Origin of the sequence: Flavobacterium sp. 40-81 (genome assembly GCF_001898245.1) — a bacterium.
GTDB classification, from domain to species: Bacteria; Bacteroidota; Bacteroidia; order Flavobacteriales; family Flavobacteriaceae; genus Flavobacterium; species Flavobacterium inviolabile.
Map to the genome: position 1 here is coordinate 258,117 of NZ_MKTM01000041.1, position 14,966 is coordinate 273,082.

Consider the following 14,966-nt stretch of genomic DNA (forward strand, 5'->3'; position numbering starts at 1 on the left):
TTTAATTTATACAGCAGCAGCCTTGAATTTCTTTAAAAAGTTATACCTCAACAATCTCTTTTTCTATATTCTGTTAGGAATCATAGTAAGCTTTGTGCTGGCCTATTTTTTCCCGGCCCTGTATCGTGCCTGCTGGCTGTTCCTGCTCATACTGGCTGCTTTTACCGGTATTGACATCCTGCTGTTATTCACTGCCAGACAAAACATAAAGGCCTCACGGCAAGTTCCGGAAAAACTTTCTAACGGAGACGATAACACCATTACCATAAAACTGAGAAACGACTATTCTTTTCCCGTTTCCCTGAAAATAATTGATGAAATCCCTTTTCAGTTCCAGGTTCGCGACTTTGAAGTTAACCGAAAACTGCTTAGCAGTCAAAAAGATCAGTTTCAGTATTTTTTACATCCAACGGAACGCGGAGAATATTTTTTCGGCAACCTGAATATCTATGTTGCCTCGCCTTTGCGATTAATCTCCCGCAGGTTTGCCTTCGATCAGCATCAGCAGGTTCCTGCTTATCCTTCGTTTATCCAGCTGCGCAAATATGATCTGATGGCTTTTTCCAACAACTTATTCCAGTATGGTGTCAAAAAAATACGCCGTATCGGGCATACGATGGAATTTGAACAAATCAAGGAATACGTACAGGGTGATGATATCCGGACGTTAAACTGGAAAGCCACAGCCAAAAGAAATCAGCTAATGGTCAACCAGTTCCAGGATGAAAAGTCACAGAACGTCTACATGGTGATCGATAAAGGCCGTGTGATGAAGATGCCTTTTAACGGCTTAAGTCTGCTGGATTATGCCATTAATGCCACACTGGCTTTATCAAATGTCATCTTAAAAAAACACGACAAAGCAGGAATGCTTACTTTTTCCAAAAAGATTGAAAACCGCGTTATTGCAGAGCGCCGGCAGTCGCAAATGCATCTGATCATGGAATCGCTTTACAATATCAAAACCGATTTCTTTGAAAGTGATTTCAGCCGGTTATATGTGGATATTAAGAAAAATATCAGCCAGCGAAGCCTGATTGTCCTGTATACCAATTTTGAAACACTGGATGGCTTGCACCGCCAGCTTCCATACCTTAAAGGAATTGCCAAAAGCCATTTACTGGTTGTGGTATTCTTCAACAATACCGAATTAAACGAATTAATCAATAAGAACATCACCAATGTTCAGGATGTTTACGACCAGACTATCGCTGAAAAATTTGCTTTTGAAAAGCGTCTGATTGTAAACGAACTTAAAAAATACGGTATCTATTCTGTTCTAACCCAGCCGGAACACCTAACCTTAGATACCATCAATAAATACCTGGAAATTAAATCAAGAGGAATACTATAAATAACAATTAAATTAAATCTAAACCATGAAAAAAATTTTAGCAATTACATTACTGCTACTTACAAGCGCTTCAATCCATTCTCAGATACATTTTGAAAGTGGCTACATCATTAGAAAGAACAATGAAAAAGTTTCTTGCCTGATTAAAAATTTAGACTGGAGAAACAATCCTAAAGAGATCGAATACAAATTAGGCGACAATCCGGAAATTAAAAAAGAGAATACCACTACCGTCAAAGAATTCGGATTAACCGGCCATAAAGTAAAATTTATCAGTGCTACGGTAAAACTGGATCGTTCTTCGGAAAAATTGAATTCTTTGGGCAGAGACAGAGCGCCACAGTTCAGTACCGAAAATTTATTCCTTAGAGTACTTCTTGAAGGCGATGCCAATTTATACCTTTTTGAAGATGAAAATGCTTATAAATTCTTCTACACCCATAACAATTCGGAAGTAGAACCGCTGATTTTCAAATCTTTTTTAAATACAAATTTAGAAATAGACACTAATGACCAGTACAAGCAGCAATTGTGGATGGATTTAAAATGCGAGGGTATCAGCATGAAAGATGTGAACGTACTGAAATATGAAAAAAACAGCTTAATTTCTTTCTTTGAAAAATACAACAAATGTAAAAACCCTGCTGCAGCAGAAGCTACAAGCTTTAAAGAAGAAATTGTACGACCAAATCCTTTCCATATGTCAATCAGACTTGGTTTAAGCAATTCCATCCTTAAAACGGAAAGTATTGCCACGCAATATGGTTATCCGAATATTGACTTTGGAAGCAAAATTTCGATCCGGATCGGGGCTGAATTTGAATATGTATTGCCATTATACCGTAACAAATGGTCCATTATAGCAGAACCTAGTTACCAGTCGTATAAATCGGATGCTACAACAGCAGACGGAAATCATACTGTAGATTACAAATCTTTTGACATTCCGGTTGGTGTGCGTTATTATTTATTCTTAAACGATGACTCTAAAATGTTCTTCAATGGAGTATTCAGTTATAATATCGATTTAGGATCGAAATTAAACTATACGATTTTCAGAAGACCATTGGAAGCAGACGTTAAACCGGACTATAATTTTGCCATCGGTGTGGGATACAAATTTAAAGACCGATACAGCTTTGAGCTGCGATATGCCTTAAATCGTGACTTAACCAATGAAGACCGTGTTTGGGAGAACAAATTCAACTCAACCTCTTTTATTTTAGGATATAAATTATTCTAAAAAATACTATCCTATAAAAGATACCTGTTATTCCTCCGGGTATCTTTTTTTATGAAAATCCTTACTTTACAATAACTGTATGTAAAAAAATATCATTTTGTGATTTTTTTAGTCTTAAAAATCAAAATATAGTTAAATTTACCATCCATTTAAGTGACCAGGCATTGAAACAAATAAGCAGTATTCAGAATCCTTTTATCAAGTCTTTAGTACAATTACAGGAAAAAGCAAAAGCACGAAAGCAATCCGGAACCTTCCTTATTGAAGGGCAAAGAGAGATCATGCTGGCTCAGAAAGGCGGTTATGCAATACAGACGGTACTGTTTCTGCCCGACATTATCACTCCGGAAGAAATCTACCGGCTAACCCATACGGATATCGAGATTATTGAAATCTCCAGAGAGGTGTACCAAAAACTGGCCTACCGCGACACTACCGAAGGTATTATTGCTATTGCCGAATCTAAAAATCTGGCTTTATCCGCTTTAAAATTAAAAAAGAACCCGTTGATTCTTGTGGCGGAAGCGCCTGAAAAACCGGGAAATATCGGTGCTCTTTTGCGCACAGCAGATGCAGCCAATCTTGACGCCGTTATTATCGCCAATCCCAAAAGCGATCTATACAACCCGAACATCGTTCGCTCCAGTGTGGGCTGTTTGTTTACAAGACAGATCGCTACCGGAACGACAGCAGAAGTAATTGCTTTTTTGCAGGAAAAAAATATTGCCATATATTGTGCTACCCTGCAGGATTCCACTTCCTATCATACCCAGGATTTCACCACGGCAACCGCGTTAGTTGTGGGAACAGAAGCAACCGGTCTTACCGATGACTGGCGAAACGCCAGCAAGCAAAACATTATCATCCCGATGCAGGGAGAAATTGACTCTATGAATGTATCCGTTGCTGCTGCCATTCTCATTTTTGAGGCCAAAAGACAACGAGGATTTAATATTGAATAAAAAAATTAACCATTTACTATGAATAGATTTTTCTTTTTACTGTTAACAAGCTTTTCGATTGGTGCCCAGATTACGACACCTGAAATCGACGAATTGGTAGACAAAACACTTACAACTTTCGATGTACCCGGAATTGCCGTAGCTGTAGTAAAAGACGGAAAAATAATCCATTCTAAAGGATATGGTGTCAAATCCATCATTACCAAAGAAAAGGTAGATGAAAATACCCTTTTTGGTATTGCCTCAAACAGTAAAGCTTTTACCAGTGCCGCTTTGGCAATCCTGGTAGATGAAAAAAAACTGGACTGGGATGACAAGGTCAAAAAATACATCCCGGAATTTAAAATGTATAACGATTATGTGACCAATGAATTCACCATTCTGGATTTGTTGACACACCGCAGCGGTTTAGGCCTTGGCGCAGGCGATTTGATGATCTGGCCGGACGGTCATAATTTTACGCCTCAGGATATCGTGAACAACATCCAGTACCTGAAGCCGGTTTCCGGTTTCCGTACAAAATACGATTACGACAACCTGTTATATGTTATTGCCGGAGAAGTCATTGAAAAAATAAGCGGGCAAACCTGGGCGGAATTCATAGAACAACGCATCATGAAACCCCTTGCCATGAACAACAGTGTGGGTACCTGGTCCCGGTTAAAGGACACCACCAACACGATAGTTCCCCATGTGCCTATTGACGGAAAACTACAGGTGATCAAACGCTATAAAAGCCCGATACTGGACGCTGCAGGCGGAATTTATTCCAGCGTGAACGACATGAGCAAATGGGCTATGGTACAATTGCAAAAAGGGAAATACGGCCCGAATAAAGAAAAGCAATTGTTCAGCGAAAAAGAACACACCGAGATGTGGACGCCGCAAACCATTTTACCCAATAATACCACGCCTCCTTACAATACTTTATTCAAAGCCTACGGTTTGGGCTGGCAGTTAAACGACGTAAAAGGAAAATTACAGGCTTCCCATACGGGCGGACTGGAAGGTATTGTAACCCAGGTTACCTTAATTCCGGAATTACAGCTTGGCATTATCGTATTCACAAACCAGCAATCCGGTGCAGCTTTCAATGCGATTACCAACACTATTAAAGACAGCTATCTCGGCATTCCCTATATTGACTACGTGACCAAATACAGCCATCAGAAAATGTCCAGCGAAGCCGAAGCGGATAAAGTAACCGATGAAGTATGGAGTACTGTCGTAAAAAACAAAAAAGACAAAAAGATCAAAATCGATGATAAAAAGCTCATCGGTACCTATAAAGACAACTGGCTGGGTGAAATTTCGATTGAGAAGAAAGACGGAAAACTATGTTTTATCTCCAAACGCTCTCCTCAGTTATCCGGTGAAATATTCTTTTATAAAGACAATACTTTTGCCGTGAAATGGTTTAACCGCTATTTCCATGCCGATGCTTTCATGTACCTGACTTTCGATAAAAACGGGCAATTAAACAACATTAAGATGGATGCCATATCGCCGTTAACCGATTTCAGTTACGATTTCCAGGATTTAGACTTTAACCGTATCAAATAACACCAAAGCACTCTTTTCAGGGTGCTTTTTTATTCCTTCAGGCTTTAACGTATTTTATCGAACAATCGGAGTTTCCCTCTTGCAAAAGTCAATTCTTTACATTAAATTTAGGAATTGAATGAATTGTTATGACAGAGATTGATTTAGAACAAGAAAATAAAGCCATCGCCCGCGAATACAAGGAACTTCTTCGCATTAGTTACCAAACCCTTACCGAAGAAGACAAAAAACTGATACGCAAGGCTTTTGACGTTGCTGTTGATGCCCATAAAGACCAGCGTCGCAAATCGGGAGAAGCCTATATCTTCCACCCTATTGCCGTTGCTAAAATTGTGGCCTCCGAAATCGGTCTGGGTGCCACTTCCATTGCCGCTGCTTTAATGCATGATGTAGTTGAAGACACAGACATTACCGTTGCCGATATCGAAAAGATGTTCAATCCGAAAATTGCCAAAATTGTTGACGGATTAACCAAAATAGCAAAAGTAAAAACCGATCAGGAAATTTCGATGCAGGCGGAGAATTTCCGTAAGATGCTGCTGACCTTAAACGATGATGTCCGGGTAATTTTAATCAAAATTGCCGACCGTTTGCACAACATGCAAACAATGGAAAGCATGGTCGATTACAAACAGGCCAAGATCGCTTCCGAAACCCTGTACATATACGCCCCTTTAGCGCACCGTTTAGGACTTTACAACATCAAAACCCAGCTTGAGGATTTAGGACTAAAATATACCGAACCGGATGTTTACATGGATATTGTAAGCAAAATGAAGGAAACCAAAGAAGAACAGGAAGCCTATATCAAGTCCATTTCCGAGATCCTGAAAAAATCCTTAGACGAAGAAGGAATAGAATACACGATGAAAGGCCGTCCCAAATCCATTTACTCCATCCGGAGAAAAATGCTGGTTCAGGGCGTTACCTTCGATGAAGTATACGACAAATTCGCCCTGAGAATCATCTACAGATCCAAACCACAGGAAGAGAAATTCCTGGCCTGGAAAATCTATTCCATAGTGACCGATCACTACCGCCCGAGCCCGAGCCGTTTGCGTGACTGGATTTCTTCTCCCAAATCAACGGGATATGAAGCCCTGCACATTACCGTGATGGGGCCAAAAGGCCGCTGGGTGGAAATTCAGGTGCGAAGCGAACGTATGGATGAAATCGCCGAAAAAGGATATGCAGCCCATTACAAATACAAACAGGGCGCTACGGAAGAAAACGGGTTGGACGTTTGGCTAAACCAGCTGAAAGAAGCACTCGAAAATTCCGAAACCAATGCTGTTGATTTTGTAGAAGACTTCAAACTCAACCTGTATTCCAAGGAAATATACATTTTTACGCCAAAAGGAGAAATCAAATCCCTGCCCAAAGGCGCCACTTCGCTTGACTTTGCTTTCAGCATTCACTCCGAAGTGGGCATTCACACCCGTGGTACCCGGGTTAACGGTAAATTAGTACCGCTCAATCACGTATTAAACAGCGGTGACCAGGTAGAGATCATCACCTCGCCGAACCAGAAACCCAGCCCGAACTGGCTGGACTATGTGACCACATCGCGCGCCCGTAATAAAATTAAAAACGTACTCAACGAGAGTACCAAAAAAATTGCCGAAGACGGAAAAGAATTACTAACCCGAAAATTGAGACATTTAAAGATTGCTTTAAACGAGTCCTCAATCAACGAACTGGTAAACTACTTCAAACTGCAAACCAGTCTGGATCTCTTTTACCGTGTGGGTGCCGGATTAATAGACAACCAGCAGCTCAAAGATTTTGCGGCACAAAAGAACAATACGTTAATCAACTTTTTCAAAAACAAAATCAAGCGTTCGCCTAATGTTCCGTCTGAACAAATACACCGCAACGAGATCATCAAAAACTATGACCTTTTAGTTTTTGGAAAAGAACAGGATAAATTAGATTACAAACTGTCCACCTGCTGCAACCCTATTCCGGGTGATGATGTATTTGGCTTTATCACCATTAACGAAGGTATCAAGGTTCACCGGAAAGACTGCCCGAATGCCATCAGTCTGCAATCCAATTTTGCCTACAGGATTATTCCGGCCAAATGGATTGATTCGTCACAGGAAGAATTTAAAGCCGTGATCAAGATCACCGGTATGGACACTTTAGGACTAACCAATGAGCTGACAAAAGTTATCTCCAACCAGATGCACGTGAACATCCAGAGCATTGCGCTGAGCGGAGAAGCCGGAATATTCAACGGACAGGTTACCGTTGTGGTACAAAACAATACCATCCTGAAAAAATTAATTGACAATATTAAGAAAATAGACGGTATTGAAAAGGTAACACGCGTCCACAAAAATTAAACTACAAAACGATTCGTATTCTTAAAATAAACACCTGGATTCAACACCAGGTGTTTATTTTTATGATTACGCCTTCCGGTTTCGTTAATAAAAAACTAAAATTTTCACCTCAGTCAACATTACTTTACGAAAACTTTAATCTCCAAAAAATAAAACTTATCTTTGCGGGTATTTCATATTAAACCATAATGGAAAATAATAAAAATCAAGAAATTGTAAAAAACGTATTCACGAAATATCTTGAAGAAAAAGGGCATCGCAAGACGCCTGAGCGCTATGCTATCTTACAGGAAATTTACGACAGTGCCGAGCATTTTGACATTGAATCGTTATACATCAAAATGAAAAATAAAAATTATCGTGTGAGCAGAGCAACGCTTTACAACACGATCGAATTATTATTGGAATGCGGTTTAGTGAGAAGACATCAGTTTGGACAAAATCAGGCACATTACGAAAAATCGTATTTTGACAAACAGCACGATCATATCATCATGACCGATACCGGTGAAGTGATCGAATTCTGTGATCCAAGAATACAGACGATTAAAAAAACCATCGAAGAAATTTTTAATATTGAAATCCACAACCATTCTTTATACCTGTATGGTCAGAAAAAGAAACATACGGAAGAATAATTTTTTCACACGCATACGACAAATAACTATATAAACACAAAACAACAAACAACAACGGAATGACTGTAGATTTGCTACTAGGATTACAGTGGGGAGACGAAGGAAAAGGAAAGATCGTTGACGTACTCACTTCAAAATACGACATTATTGCTCGTTTTCAAGGCGGACCAAACGCCGGACACACATTAGAATTTGACGGAATTAAACACGTTTTGAGAACCATCCCTTCCGGGATTTTTCACCAGAACTCCATTAACATTATCGGAAACGGTGTTGTTATTGATCCTGTCGTTTTCCAAAAAGAACTGGAAGGTCTGGAAAAATTCAACATGGATATCAAATCCAGATTGATTATCTCCAGAAAAGCACATTTAATTTTACCAACACACCGTTTACTGGATGCTGCTTCGGAAGCCTCAAAAGGTAAGGCCAAAATCGGTTCCACCCTAAAAGGGATCGGACCGACCTATATGGACAAAACCGGAAGAAACGGATTAAGAGTAGGTGATATTGAATTGGCAGATTTTAAAGAACGTTACCGGACTTTAGCAGACAAGCACGAAGCGATGATTTCGTTCTATGATGTAGACATGCAGTACAACCTTCAGGAACTGGAAGACGAGTTCTTCGAAGCGGTTAAAGTATTACAGACACTAACTTTTGTGGACAGTGAGGAATACCTGAACAAAGCCATGAAAGAAGGAAAATCCATTTTGGCTGAAGGCGCTCAGGGATCACTTCTGGATATTGATTTCGGAACGTACCCGTTTGTAACGTCTTCCAATACTACTGCTGCCGGAGCCTGTACCGGATTAGGAATTGCTCCTAACAAGGTAAAAGATGTTTTCGGTATCTTCAAAGCCTATACAACCCGTGTTGGTAGCGGACCTTTCCCGACAGAACTTCATGACGAAATCGGTCAGACAATGGCCAGAGTTGGTAATGAATTCGGTTCGGTAACCGGAAGAGCACGTCGTTGCGGATGGTTAGACCTGGTAGCTTTAAAATATGCCGTTCAGGTAAACGGGGTTACCCAGTTATACATGATGAAAGGCGATGTACTTTCCGGATTTGACACCTTGAAAGTATGTACCGGATACAACTACAAAGGCGAAGTAATCGACCATTTACCTTACAACATCGAACCGGAAAACGTAACACCGGTATATGTTGAGAAAAAAGGATGGAAAGCAGACCTGACCGGAATGACTTCATACAAAGAATTACCATCAGAATTAAAAGAATATATTGAGTTTATAGAGAAAGAGGTTGAAGTTCCTATTAAAGTGATTTCGGTAGGACCGGACAGAACCCAGACAATTCATAAATAATCCATAAAAACGCTCTCATCCGGGAGCGTTTTTACTTTTTAACCCTTCTTTATTTATTTAATAAATTATTCTTAATTAAAAATCCTATTCGTAGATTTTACTTAAATTTGGCACAAAATTTCACACTTTGAAGCAATTATTTTTATTCCTTATAAGTTTCAGCTTTTTGTGCACAACGGTTACTGCACAGCAAAAAAAAACCATCCAGATCATCCATACTGATTTTACCGACAGTAATCAGAATGAAATACCGGGTGCTTCAATTCTTACAGGAAATGTTCAGGTGGAACACGATGGTGTTTTGATTAACTGCAACAAACTCTACTTCTTCAAAGATCAGAATTATGCCAAAGCCTTTGGTAATGTGGTTATGAACCAGGGGGATACCATTTATATGAACAGCCGTTATGCCGAATACAACGGCAATGAAAAGTTCGCCTATGCTTCGGGCGATGTTTCACTGCGCTCTCCGGAATCTACCTTAACAACCGACACCTTAAATTTTGACCGGAATACCCAGCAGGCATTTTACAACTCTTACGGAACGATTATCAACAAGGAAAATACCCTGAAAAGTAAATCCGGACGTTATTATTTAAACGAAAAGAAATACCAGTTCCTTACCGCTGTTACCGTAACCAATCCGCAATGCGTCATCAAATCCAATCACCTGGACTTTTTCGACAATTCCGGGCATGCCTATGTTTTCGGGCCTTCTACGATTACCAGCAAAGAAAATGTCATCTATACCGAAAGGGGATTTTATGACACCAAAAAAGATATTGCCACTTTAACCAAAAATTCCACGATAAAATACAACAACCGACTCATCAAAGGCGATAAGATATTTTATGACCGGAAACGGGAATTTTCTTCTGCCACCGATAATGTCAAGATTACCGATACCATTAACAAAATGATCATCAAAGGTCATTATGCGGAAGTCTACAAAAACCAGGATTCCATGTTTATCACAAAACGGGCCATTGCATCCAGTTTTGTTGAAAACGATTCGGTTTACATTCACGCCAAAAAGCTGATGATTACCGGAAAACAGGGAGAACGTATCATTCGCGGTTTCAGCAATGCCCGTATTTACAAAACGGATATGAGCGGAAAATGCGACTCTATTCATTCCAACCAGAAAAAAGGATTAACCCAGATGATCGGAAGACCGGTTCTCTGGAACAATGAAAACCAGATGACCGGTGATGTAATTCATCTTATCGGAAACAACCAAACCGAAAAACTGGATTCCCTGAAAGTATTGAATAATGCTTTTATTGTCCAGAAAGACACCCTTGGCACCGGATACAACCAGGTTAAAGGACAGGATCTGTTCGGCAAATTCAAAGACAACAAACTTTCCACTGTTGATTTAATCAAAAACACGGAAAAGATATACTACATGTATAACGACAAAAACGAGCTGGAAATGATCGACAAAGGCGTAAGCAGTAAAATACACCTGGAACTCGAAGACAACAAGATCGTTTCCATGACTTCCATTGTTAATCCGGAGAGCGAAAGCTACCCACCCGACCTGTTTCCGGAAAATGCCCGGAAATTAAGAGGATTCGTGTGGCGCGGAGACGAGCGGATAAAATCGAAAGAAGAGATCTTTCCACCGGAAGAGAATCTCATCGATGAAAAGATTCAGAAACAAAGTGCTGCCAAGGATCTGGAAAATGAAACACCGATGGAAGCCCGTAAAGAAACGCTTGAATATGGCAAACCGGTAAAAAAAGAGAACGCCAAAACAACGAAGAAGACGAAGAAATAAACCAGCAATTGCGGTTTCAAAAATCGCAGCTGACAATGCAAGAGTATCATGATTAAAGATTTCCATAAATACCAGGCACAAACCTCTCCCTATCCATTGGGAATGGAAGTGTCCCACGCCAAAGGTGCTTACATTTACGACACCAGCGGAAAAAAATATTTAGATTTCGTAGCCGGCGTTTCGGCCTGCACATTAGGACACCAGCATCCGCGCGTAACCAACGCCATTAAAGACCAGCTGGACAAATATGCCCACGTAATGGTTTATGGAGAATATGCACAGGATCCTGCTGTTGCTTTATGCAAATTGCTGGCAGCAAACATGCCGGAACAGCTTAACAAAACATACCTGGTTAACTCCGGAACGGAAGCCACCGAAGGCGCTTTAAAGCTGGCCCGGCGGGTAACCGGAAGAAGCCAGCTTATTTCCTGTTTTAACGCATACCACGGGAATACGATGGGTTCGATGAGCGTTATGGGATTTGAGGAACGCAAACAGGTTTTCAGACCTTTAATTCCGGATGTGGATTTCATCACCTTTAACAACGAAGAAGACCTGCAAAAAATAACCACCAAAACTGCCGGAATCATCCTGGAAACCATTCAGGGTGGTGCCGGATTCATACAGCCTTATGACGGATTCCTGAAAAAAGTCCGCGAACGTTGTGATGAAGTTGGTGCGATGATGATACTGGACGAGATCCAGCCCGGTTTCGGAAGAACCGGAAAACTGTTCGGCTTTCAAAACTACGATATCGTTCCGGATATTGTGGTAATGGGCAAAGGTATGGGCGGCGGAATGCCTGTGGGCGCTTTTACAGCCAATGAAAAACACATGGACCTGCTGAGCCATGATCCTAAACTGGGACACATCACCACTTTTGGCGGGCATCCGGTAATTGCCGCTGCCTGTCTGGCAACCTTACAGGAACTGGTGGAAACCGACCTTATGGAACAGGCACTCGAAAAAGAAAAACTTTTCAGAAAACTACTGGTACATCCGCTTATCAAAGAAATTCGCGGAGAGGGCTTAATGCTGGCTCCCATGACAGAAAGTCCTGAAATTACCAATAAAATTATCTTTAAATGTCAGGAAAAAGGACTGATCTTATTCTGGTTATTGTTTGAAGGCTGCGCTATTCGCATTACTCCTCCGTTAACCCTTACAAATGCTGAAATAGAAGAAGGGTGTGGCATCATTATTGAAGCTATGAATGAAGTAATGAACGAAGGCTAGAGAACACGGTAAAAAACAAATAATTGTTAATTAAATTGTTCACAACAAATAGCTTTCATTTCTAAAAAGCAAATAAACCTTTCCTAATTTTAATAAGGATAATTTAAACAAAAGGAGTATGAATTTGAGTCACGAGGAAGAAGAAAATAGTTTATCCTTATCAAAGTTCGAATCAATGTTGAAAACCAACAAGGTATTCTTCTTTGACTCCGAAGAGTTTGAAGATATCATTCTTCATTATCTCGATACGGGTAAAATTAATTTAGCCAAAAAAGCCCTTAAACTAGGCTTGGAGCAGCACCCAAAATCCACCGGTTTAAAACTGGTTCAGGTAGAACTTTTAGTTTTTGACGACAAACTTGAAATAGCCGAAAAATTATTAAACGATTTGTATGCTATTGAACCGACCAACGAAGAAATCTACATTCAGAAAGCCAACATTTATTCCAAAAAAGATCAGCACGACAAAGCCGTTGAACTTTTAAAAGTCGCCCTTAAATATACCGATGATTATGCGGATGTCTATTCGCTGATTGGTATGGAGTACCTGTTCATGGACGATCTGGAAATGGCAAAAGAGAACTTCATTAAATGTCTTGAAAACGACACAGAAGACCATTCTGCCTTATACAATGTCGTGTACTGTTTTGATTTCCTGGATCAGAACGAAGACGCTATAAATTTCTTAAACGGGTTTATTGACCGCAATCCGTACAGCGAAGTGGCATGGCACCAGCTCGGACGTCAGTATTACACCGTAAAAAATTATGAACAGGCCGTTCGTGCCTTTGATTATGCCACCCTGATTGACGATAGTTTTCTGGGTGCTTATTTAGAAAAGGCAAAAGCTCTGGAAAAATTAAAAAAATACCAGGAGGCCATCGATTGCTATAACATTACCATGGAGCTTGACGATCCTACTTCCTTTGCCCTGTTGCGCATTGGAAAATGTCACGAGCGTCTTGGCAATACCGATATTGCTTTACAGTTTTACCTGAAAACGGTACATGAAGATCCGTTATTGGATAAAGCCTGGATTGCGATCACCGATTTTTATATCCGTCAGAAAAATTTCCAGAAAGCGCTGTACTATGTTAACAAAGCTATTGGAATTGACAACGAGAACAAATTGTACTGGAAACGCTACGGGGCGATCAACAAACAATTAAGCTTCTTTGAAGAGGCCGAATACGGCTACCGAAAAGCGGTTGAGTTTGGCGATTACCAGTTAGACACCTGGTTGTTCTGGGTAGACATCCTTCAGTTTTTAGGAGAATTTGAAAGTGCTGTACAAACCTTATTACAGGCTTCCGAATATTTCCCGGAAGAATATGAAGTAGAATACCGTCTTGCCGGATTATACTATATGCTGCACGACGAGGCAAAAGGAAAAGTTCACCTTAGCAACGGTTTGCGCTTAAACTTCAACAACCGCACTGTATTGGAAGAACTGTTCCCGGTGGTGTGGAACACAAAAACAATACAATCTCAAATAGAGAAGTATCAGAAATTAAACGGATAATCCGGTTCCAAATACCACTTTTTCCTATTATCTTTACGGTTAATTATTGTATTAATTGACCGTTTTTTTATTATGAAAAAATTAAAGAAAAGGAGATTTGGATTGCTCGGAAAGAATATCAGCTATTCTTTTTCAAAAAAATACTTTACCGAAAAATTTTCAGTTTCCGGATTAGAGAATTGCAGTTATACCAATTTTGATGCTGAAACCATCAATGACTTCCCGGCCATCGTTTCCGGTACAAAAAACCTGAAAGGAATGAACGTTACCATTCCTTATAAAGAAGCCGTTATTCCTTTTCTGAAAAAAACATCCAAAAATGCCACCCTTATCGGCGCTGTCAACACCATACGGTTCAACAAAAAAGGAGAAGCAAAAGGATACAATACCGATTTTTACGGTTTTAAAAAATCGCTAAAACCCTTACTGAAAAAACACCATAAAAAAGCATTGATCTTAGGAACCGGCGGCGCCAGTAAAGCCATTGCTTTTGCGCTGCAGAAATTAAAAATAGAATACGATTTTGTTTCCCGCAATGCATCGGAATGCGAGTTTTCCTATTCCGAGCTGAATCAGGATGTTTTTAACGAATACCAGATTATCATCAACACCACACCACTGGGCACTTTCCCGAATATTAAGGATTGTCCGGAACTGGATTATACGCTTTTTACCGATAAGCACATCGCTTTCGATCTGGTCTACAATCCGGAAGAAACCGAATTCCTGCGTCTTGCAAAAGAACAGGGCGCCAAAACCAAAAACGGTTACGACATGCTGGTCTTTCAGGCAGAAAAGGCCTGGGAAATCTGGAATAACAAATAAAACAAAAGGCTGTCCGGACAGCCTTTTGTTTTATACGGCTGTCACGGTCCGGTTAACGCCTCTGCCCAGCATTCCTTTTATAGTCTCCTGATAGTCATCATCTTCCAAAAGCACGAAAAATAAGGCGTTATTCTGCTATTTAAACAGAAAAATAAGCACTT

The 14,966-nt window shown here is 40.2% G+C and carries 11 protein-coding genes; all 11 read left to right on the forward strand.

Annotated features, from left to right (window positions below; all coding sequences use genetic code 11):
• The first annotated feature begins 22 nt into the window (after positions 1–22).
• The 11 genes from BGO42_RS16895 to BGO42_RS16945 all read left to right on the forward strand — a co-directional run bounded on the left by BGO42_RS16895 (position 23) and on the right by BGO42_RS16945 (position 14,805).
• Positions 23–1,354, forward strand: coding sequence for a DUF58 domain-containing protein (locus tag BGO42_RS16895; RefSeq protein ID WP_273243857.1), 1,332 nt, complete (start codon positions 23–25; stop codon positions 1,352–1,354).
• 25 nt (positions 1,355–1,379) lie between these two features.
• Entirely contained in the window at positions 1,380–2,597 is a 1,218-nt protein-coding gene (locus BGO42_RS17975; RefSeq protein WP_177735852.1) for a porin family protein, read from the forward strand.
• A 164-nt stretch (positions 2,598–2,761) separates the two neighbouring features.
• Positions 2,762–3,559, forward strand: coding sequence for a TrmH family RNA methyltransferase (locus BGO42_RS16905; RefSeq protein WP_273243859.1), 798 nt, complete (start codon positions 2,762–2,764; stop codon positions 3,557–3,559).
• 18 nt (positions 3,560–3,577) lie between these two features.
• A complete protein-coding gene (locus BGO42_RS16910) occupies positions 3,578–5,122 on the forward strand; it encodes a serine hydrolase (protein ID WP_273243862.1) in 1,545 nt (514 codons plus the stop codon).
• Between the two features lie 128 nt (positions 5,123–5,250).
• Positions 5,251–7,470, forward strand: a complete 2,220-nt coding sequence (locus tag BGO42_RS16915; protein ID WP_177735858.1) for a RelA/SpoT family protein — start codon at positions 5,251–5,253, stop codon at positions 7,468–7,470.
• 188 nt (positions 7,471–7,658) lie between these two features.
• A complete protein-coding gene (locus BGO42_RS16920) occupies positions 7,659–8,108 on the forward strand; it encodes a Fur family transcriptional regulator (RefSeq protein ID WP_177735860.1) in 450 nt (149 codons plus the stop codon).
• Positions 8,109–8,167: 59 nt separating this feature from the next.
• Positions 8,168–9,439, forward strand: coding sequence for an adenylosuccinate synthase (locus tag BGO42_RS16925; RefSeq protein WP_273243865.1), 1,272 nt, complete (start codon positions 8,168–8,170; stop codon positions 9,437–9,439).
• 127 nt (positions 9,440–9,566) lie between these two features.
• Entirely contained in the window at positions 9,567–11,222 is a 1,656-nt protein-coding gene (locus BGO42_RS16930) for an OstA-like protein (RefSeq protein ID WP_273243867.1), read from the forward strand.
• A gap of 48 nt (positions 11,223–11,270) precedes the next feature.
• Positions 11,271–12,458 (forward strand): aspartate aminotransferase family protein, encoded by a 1,188-nt coding sequence (locus tag BGO42_RS16935; protein ID WP_273243868.1) that lies wholly within the window; start codon positions 11,271–11,273, stop codon positions 12,456–12,458.
• A gap of 118 nt (positions 12,459–12,576) precedes the next feature.
• Complete coding sequence (locus BGO42_RS16940) at positions 12,577–13,980, forward strand: tetratricopeptide repeat protein (RefSeq protein WP_273243870.1); 1,404 nt, start codon at positions 12,577–12,579, stop codon at positions 13,978–13,980.
• Positions 13,981–14,052: 72 nt separating this feature from the next.
• Positions 14,053–14,805: a shikimate dehydrogenase family protein gene (locus tag BGO42_RS16945; RefSeq protein ID WP_177735870.1), complete on the forward strand. Its 753-nt coding sequence runs from the start codon at positions 14,053–14,055 to the stop codon at positions 14,803–14,805.
• Positions 14,806–14,966 lie beyond the last annotated feature (161 nt).

What these genes read in the sequence shown, in the direction of transcription:
- BGO42_RS16915 (WP_177735858.1), top strand. Translation starts at nt 5,251, where the DNA reads ATGACAGAGATTGATTTAGAACAAGAAAATAAAGCCATCGCCCGCGAA.
- BGO42_RS16925 (WP_273243865.1), top strand. Translation starts at nt 8,168, where the DNA reads ATGACTGTAGATTTGCTACTAGGATTACAGTGGGGAGACGAAGGAAAA.
- BGO42_RS16935 (WP_273243868.1), top strand. Translation starts at nt 11,271, where the DNA reads ATGATTAAAGATTTCCATAAATACCAGGCACAAACCTCTCCCTATCCA.
- BGO42_RS16945 (WP_177735870.1), top strand. Translation starts at nt 14,053, where the DNA reads ATGAAAAAATTAAAGAAAAGGAGATTTGGATTGCTCGGAAAGAATATC.
- BGO42_RS16940 (WP_273243870.1), top strand. Translation starts at nt 12,577, where the DNA reads ATGAATTTGAGTCACGAGGAAGAAGAAAATAGTTTATCCTTATCAAAG.
- BGO42_RS17975 (WP_177735852.1), top strand. Translation starts at nt 1,380, where the DNA reads ATGAAAAAAATTTTAGCAATTACATTACTGCTACTTACAAGCGCTTCA.
- BGO42_RS16920 (WP_177735860.1), top strand. Translation starts at nt 7,659, where the DNA reads ATGGAAAATAATAAAAATCAAGAAATTGTAAAAAACGTATTCACGAAA.
- BGO42_RS16910 (WP_273243862.1), top strand. Translation starts at nt 3,578, where the DNA reads ATGAATAGATTTTTCTTTTTACTGTTAACAAGCTTTTCGATTGGTGCC.